3 protein-coding genes and 1 pseudogene are annotated in these 6,116 nt (G+C 51.3%); 2 read left to right on the top strand and 2 right to left on the bottom strand.

Annotated elements, in window-relative coordinates; all coding sequences use genetic code 11:
- Positions 1-59: 59 nt before the first annotated feature.
- Positions 60-251, top strand: a pseudogene (locus NDI72_RS19880) (transposase); the annotation flags it as partial.
- A 618-nt stretch (positions 252-869) separates the two neighbouring features.
- Here the strand turns inward: NDI72_RS19880 and NDI72_RS19870 are convergent.
- A complete protein-coding gene (locus NDI72_RS19870) occupies positions 870-2,747 on the bottom strand; it encodes a hypothetical protein (protein WP_283801565.1) in 1,878 nt (625 codons plus the stop codon).
- A gap of 90 nt (positions 2,748-2,837) precedes the next feature.
- Here NDI72_RS19870 and NDI72_RS19865 point away from each other — a divergent pair, with 90 nt between their 5' ends.
- The gene (locus tag NDI72_RS19865; RefSeq protein WP_283801564.1) at positions 2,838-4,193 is read left to right on the top strand and encodes a polysaccharide pyruvyl transferase family protein; all 1,356 of its coding nucleotides are present in this window, start codon (positions 2,838-2,840) and stop codon (positions 4,191-4,193) included.
- A gap of 644 nt (positions 4,194-4,837) precedes the next feature.
- Here the strand turns inward: NDI72_RS19865 and wecC are convergent.
- The gene (gene wecC, locus NDI72_RS19855) at positions 4,838-6,112 is read right to left on the bottom strand and encodes a UDP-N-acetyl-D-mannosamine dehydrogenase (protein WP_283801563.1); all 1,275 of its coding nucleotides are present in this window, start codon (positions 6,110-6,112) and stop codon (positions 4,838-4,840) included.
- Between the last annotated feature and the right edge of the window lie 4 nt (positions 6,113-6,116).

Here is a 6,116-nt window from a genome sequence, read left to right as displayed (position 1 = left end):
CTTAGCAAAGCTGCAGAACTGTCCGAAAAAGTGGGACCACTTCAGATAGCGATCTGGCCAGGCGGTATCCGGCGATCGCGCCCAGCTGGCGACGGGCCTGGAACGAGGTTATCCCGTTCCTCGACTACCCGCCCGAGGTGCGCAGGCTGATTTACACCACGAACTCCATTGAGGCCTTGAACGCGAAAATCCGCCGCGCCGTCAGAAGCCAGCTCGCCATCATGTTCGAAGAACGCTTCCCAATGGCGTAAAAAAACGCGTCAGGCACAAAATTCGGCACAGTCTCGGCTGACTACCCCAGGATCTGGCTTTCCGTAAATCTTGTTTTTTCATCTCGTTCTCCAAGCCCATCAAAGGCCGGAGAAGTCCAATTTTCAACCCAATGGTTCTCGGGGACGATTACCCTTACTCTCAATCGCTCTGCCAGATGCATCAGCAACATGGACGTGAAACACGTTCTTGGCCAGATCAAGGCCAACGGTGGATGGGATCATTGGGGATGCTCCTCTTACAAACAGGACCAGCATACGGCCCCTTCTCGGGAGCGGGGCCGTCTTCCCCATCAATGGCCGGCTGAGGGACGAACTGCTGAACGAAACGCTGTTCCCGTCGCTCTCGCACGCCCGAGCAACTCTTTAGGCCTGGAGGAACGACTACAACCTCAACCGCCCACACTCCCGGCTCGGTTGGCTGACCCAGACCGAATATACCGACACCTTGAACCCGAAACGGGATCTGCCGCTCCGCTCGCTCGCGAGCTCCGCGTCAGACCCCGTCAATAGCCCCGGCCATATCGGCCAAACCCACCGCCAGAGTCTCCGTCAAACTGGATAAAACTTGGGGGCAACGTCAAACTGGTTACTTTTGTGTCAATGCGGCCTAGGCAGTGGAGCAGCCAGATACGGAGAAGCATAATCAACTAAATACGCCGCATGAATGATCTTATTGCAGATCACGACATTGGCAACCTGCATCGGTGCCTGTTCGTCAATATCAGCGACTAAACTCCGCAACTCTCGGCCTTGACTGCTTTCTTCAATCAAGCCAGTGTCAATTAAACGCTCAAGGGCTGCTAGCGTGAATGCCTTAAACTTTGCAGGAAAATTTTTGTTTTTATTCGTGATTCTGTCCGGTTCAGGATGAGGCACTCTGGTTATTTTTCCATTCGCCACTCTCTTACTCTCATCATATTTTGTCCTATCAACGCAGAGATCTCCCGTAATGAAGTCTAGATCGGCGCGCTCTAGGCGACTTTGAAGTTTTTCTCGCTCATCATTGTCCCTTGGACGGCCATAGGGGTACCTAGCTGCTTCCGGATTGAGGGCGGCCGTTACGTCTAGCTGTAGCTTTATGCTTTCGTCATCAAACATCTTCAGCTTCAGCTTAAACATTTCCTTAGATTGGAGAGGCCCCCAGCTCGGCCCAATCGTCTGGTTAAGCCACTTATCAGAGCAATGTAGTCCATTTCGATAAAAAAGATAATGTAGATCCCACTTCTCTAAATCACTACTTCCAGGTAACCGTGAAAGCTCTTCTGTGAGAATCGCGTGAAGATCGTGATCTAACTCCGACATGCGATGAGTTTTCGGTATACCCTTTACGATCCTTTCAACCAGTTTTCCTAAATTTTGGGAGGGTTTCCAATTGCCGAATAGCAGACGTGCATAATATGGGCGAGCGCAGATCTCCCCATAGAACCCGCTGATTCGAAGTGAATCGTTGAGTTTGGCCTGCACCGATACGGGCCTTCTCCCGAAGTATGTATCTAGATCGAGGCTGATAAGATCGATTAGAGAATCTTCGAGAAGGCACCTCGTATAAGTTCGAGCAATATCGTCGTATTCGAAGCCAATAATCTCCGATAGCGCTAGGCTTACCTCTAAATCTCTCGGTGAATTAATAACATCAGCAGTATGCAGCCTAATGCGGTCACGATACTGAGGAAAATGTGAGAGAGCGCCTACCACCATTCTAGCGTCCAGCCCAGCTGTAACGTCTACGCGCACATATTCGAAGCGCTTACTCTCCAAGGCCACCCGCAGATTGTCGATAATCTCTTCAGCAGCAAGCCGCACCGAAGTAGGATAATCTTGTACAGTTGTTTCGCCACAGCGAAGTAACTCTAATAGACCAGCCTCTTCATATACAATAGATTTTTCCTTAACGACGACCCGGGTGCCCGCTAACAGGCACTCAATTCCAACAACACTCATCTCTCGGGAGAAATTTTGAACAAACGGCTGATTAGCAGCGGTAAGTGTGGCTCTCAGTTTCTTCACATTTAGTTTTATAGGGCGATTAAGTTGCTTTATGCACAGTATTAATAAATGATATCGATTAGAAATCGCAAAAAAATTACCATCATCGTATCTGTAGAATTTACCAACGCCGAAAAAGTCAGTGGTCGCAGTAATATTCTTCCCCACTCGAAGCAATGTATAGTCACCAACCTGATCAGATATTTCATCTAAATCTGCGTGATTAAGATCTTCTTCGCCAAAAATAAAACGATCTTCTGTACGCGTTGATCCTGAGAAATAGACCGTCTCATCGCCAAGGTCCTTCCCTGGCCGAGAGGATAGGACTGCGTGCTCCTGCAGTGAGCCGGCACCGGAGCATATGAGTCCTAACCGGTCGGCAAGGTCTTCGAATAACTCAGGTTTTGCGCTGACAAGTGCGAAATCGAGATGAGGGTACGGAAGCTTAGCGAATTTCAAGTCGGGGAGTGGCTCGCTTAACGTATCCATGTGGGTCAAATCTTATGCTCCGTACGCTTGCACATGTTCATTTATGCCTTATAGACTCTGCTGTTCTAATAGGCAACGAGGGGTCAGCGGATGAGTAAGACCGCGTTACTTTATGGCTTTCTTGGGAGCAATGTCGGCGACGTGGCCGTAACGCGCGGAGCAATCGAAACTATACGCGCCCTGGGAATGAAAGGGCCGATGACAGTCGTTGCTCCGAAGTTGAACAATCGCGCGAGAGATACTTGGACAAAAGATGTGTGGCGACACTATCCATATCTCGATCTTGTCGAGTGGGATTTTAAGAATATACCCCAAGAAAGACCGGTGACTGTTGACGACATCGATGATATCGCCACTGCGAGTCTGCTAATTTCTCTGAAGATAAACGATGCGGACACTTTCGTATACTCAGGTGGAGAACATCTTTTTTCCTACGGCAAGTCGGGCGATGACTGGAATCTCCTCTTGAGACTAGCGCCGTTCTTCGCGGCTGCTTCTATGGGGAAACAAGTCCGGCTACTCCCCTCTACCTTAGGTCCGTTTAATACCCCCTTGTCAGATGTGCTTGCAAAACGTTTCCTGAGCTTGTTGCCTGATATACCCGTTCGGGACACCCACTCCCTAGAGACTGTCGCAAATTTAGGATTTCAGGGGCGATTCTGCTTAGATCCAGCCTTTTTTATCAATATAAGCGACTTACTGTCCTGCGACAAACAGCCTATTGCCAACTTGATAATGCGCCTCGACCGGTACGGCCTGCGAGTAGGAGAGGCGCAATCTCTTGAATACGCGCAATACTTGGTTAGCAACGGATACGGAAACTCACGATCTTACAATATCCATCGTGACGTCGCGAAGACCCTTGCTGACAAAGGCTTCCAAATTAACGTCATCATCCAAACGATGGCTGACGAAGCGCCCTCCCTGTCATTGTATCGGGAATTATCACAAGAACCAAATATTCGAGCGACTTTATCAAAACCAACCTCAATCGAGGCATTTATCCGAGAACTAAGCAAAGGTCGCGTAACGGTTACAAGTCGCTTTCACGGTGCCATATTTTCCCTTCTGTCAGACCGACCAGCCACAGCTATTTTTTTTAAAGATCATGGCAATAAGATGCCTGGTTTGTTTGAAGGATTGGGTTGGAGCCATTTATGCTTCGATGGTGACAAAAAGACTGCCAATCAAATCGCGGAAGCGGCTATAGCGCGTCCAGGCTCCGGAGATTTAAGAACTAAGCTGGACAAGTATAGACACGAGACCATAGAGAGCATGCAGCCGTACTTCCATCGAACTGGAAAAGCACTGATTAGAGCCGGGACACCAATATGCCGCGTCTGCGGCTGCGGTTTATGCGACGAAGAGCAGTCGTCGTTTGGTTTCTTCTGCCAGGAACATGGACTTGAACGCTTCGATTTCGAGTTGCTGATTTCACAACAATGACGCGACTTGAACTGATGGGGTGGATGCCCGCTCCGGTCGGCATCGGAGTATGATGCCAGCGGCCTATCATTGTTGCCGGCCGCCTCGGTAATCGTCCCCTCGAACCCGATCCGCACCGGCAGGTCGTAGCTGACCTGCGCCGCAGTTAAGCGTTGAAAGTCTTCCAACGTGTTCATGATAGTCATGTGCCGCCGGCGCTTCTTCCCCGGGACCTGGATCAGGACCTCGTGGCGGTGCTTGGAAATGTAGACGGCGACCAAGACGGTCGAAGCAATAGAATGCCTGGAGGTCATAGCCGGTCTCCTCAACGGTGTGGTTCAGCAAAACCACTATTGAGACCTGAGGCCCAGTTATGGCCTCCCGCTGCGCGATGTGGAGGCTGCGCGCGGCCATAACTGTCGGCAGCGCATGTTCCCGACGTGCTACGGCGCGAAATACATCAGCGGCCCCTCCTGGAATGGGCTGAGAACACGACACCAATGTCCGCCCGCACAGCGCAATCGGCGATAGGCCGCCGACATCGCTCATGAAAGGCTCATCAGCACCTTATGCCACCTCCTGAGCCAGAAACCCCAGAAGTTCCGGTTCGGGGCGATCCAAAGACGGAGTGCACGTCACCCCGACAGTTACATTGAACTACTTTTCTAATTTGCGTCTGCCTCTGCAGCGATGACCCCGGAAAAATCAAGGGGGGAAACTCCGTGTAAGCGATGCGAAATCCTGAAGGCCCTGTGCCCTACAAGTACTGCATGAATATCCGCACCACTCACAGCTTCCTCAAGCGTCGATAACTGCACGCCCCCCAAATTGGCTGGCAAACTGTCGACATGAGGTTCGACAATGAGCACTTGCCCACCAAAATCGGCGCAAAAGCGCTTCACGATCTCAATGGAGGGACTTTCGCGCAGATCATCAATATCCGGCTTGAAACTCAATCCAAAACAGGCAACGGTTACGCTGCTTGCCGTTCGATCCGGATTGGAAAGCAGAAACTCGCTGACCGCATTGCGGATTTTCTCAACCACCCACTCAGGCTTGCTATCGTTCACCTCACGCGCAGTGCGAATGAGGCGAGCCTCGTCCGGGGTCTTTGCCACGATGAACCACGGATCGACCGCGATGCAGTGTCCGCCGACACCAGGGCCTGGCTGCAGAATGTTCACTCGTGGATGGTGATTAGCCAGACGGATCAGTTCCCAAACATCGACGCCCAACTTATCACAGATGATAGAGAGTTCATTGGCGAGCGCGATATTCACATCGCGGAAGCTGTTTTCAGTCAGCTTACACATCTCGGCGGTGCGCGCATTTGTTACAATGCACTCGCCTTCCACAAAGGACTTGTAAAGGTCGGTTGCAGCATCGGCGCAACGCCGCGTCATGCCGCCAATGACGCGATCGTTAGCCACCAGTTCCTTCAGGACTTGCCCCGGAAGGACCCGCTCGGGACAATGCGCAACCCGAATGTCAGAATCCTCACCATGCGTTTGCGGGAAAGTGAGGTCCGGCCTCTTCTCTTGAAGCCATTGGGCTACCTCCTCCGTCGCCCCCACGGGAGACGTGGATTCCAGAATGACGAGATTTCCCTTCTTCAACACTGGGGCGATGGCGAAACTGGCTTCCCGTATGTATCTCAGATCCGGCTTGTGTCCGTCAACAAAGGGGGTCGGAACAGCAATCAAAAAGGCATCGGCCGGCTCAGGTATTGTGGTTGCTCGCAGTAAACCTTGCGTAACCGCAGCACCGACCACCATGTCGAGATCCGGCTCGACGATATGGATTTCTCCCCGATTGATTGTCTCGACAGCCTTCACATTAATATCGACGCCAATTACTGTCTTTCTTCGTGAGGCCAAAACTGCTGCAGTCGGAAGTCCGATGTATCCAAGTCCAATAACCGAAACCGTTTCATAGCTCATTTGG

It is taken from the genome of Nitratireductor sp. GZWM139, from assembly GCF_030068685.1.
Taxonomy (GTDB): domain Bacteria; phylum Pseudomonadota; class Alphaproteobacteria; order Rhizobiales; family Rhizobiaceae; genus Nitratireductor; species Nitratireductor aquimarinus.
This window is presented reverse-complemented; position numbering and strand designations above follow the sequence as displayed.

What these genes read in the sequence shown, in the direction of transcription:
- NDI72_RS19870 (WP_283801565.1), bottom strand. Translation starts at nt 2,747, where the DNA reads ATGGATACGTTAAGCGAGCCACTCCCCGACTTGAAATTCGCTAAGCTT.
- NDI72_RS19865 (WP_283801564.1), top strand. Translation starts at nt 2,838, where the DNA reads ATGAGTAAGACCGCGTTACTTTATGGCTTTCTTGGGAGCAATGTCGGC.
- wecC (WP_283801563.1), bottom strand. Translation starts at nt 6,112, where the DNA reads ATGAGCTATGAAACGGTTTCGGTTATTGGACTTGGATACATCGGACTT.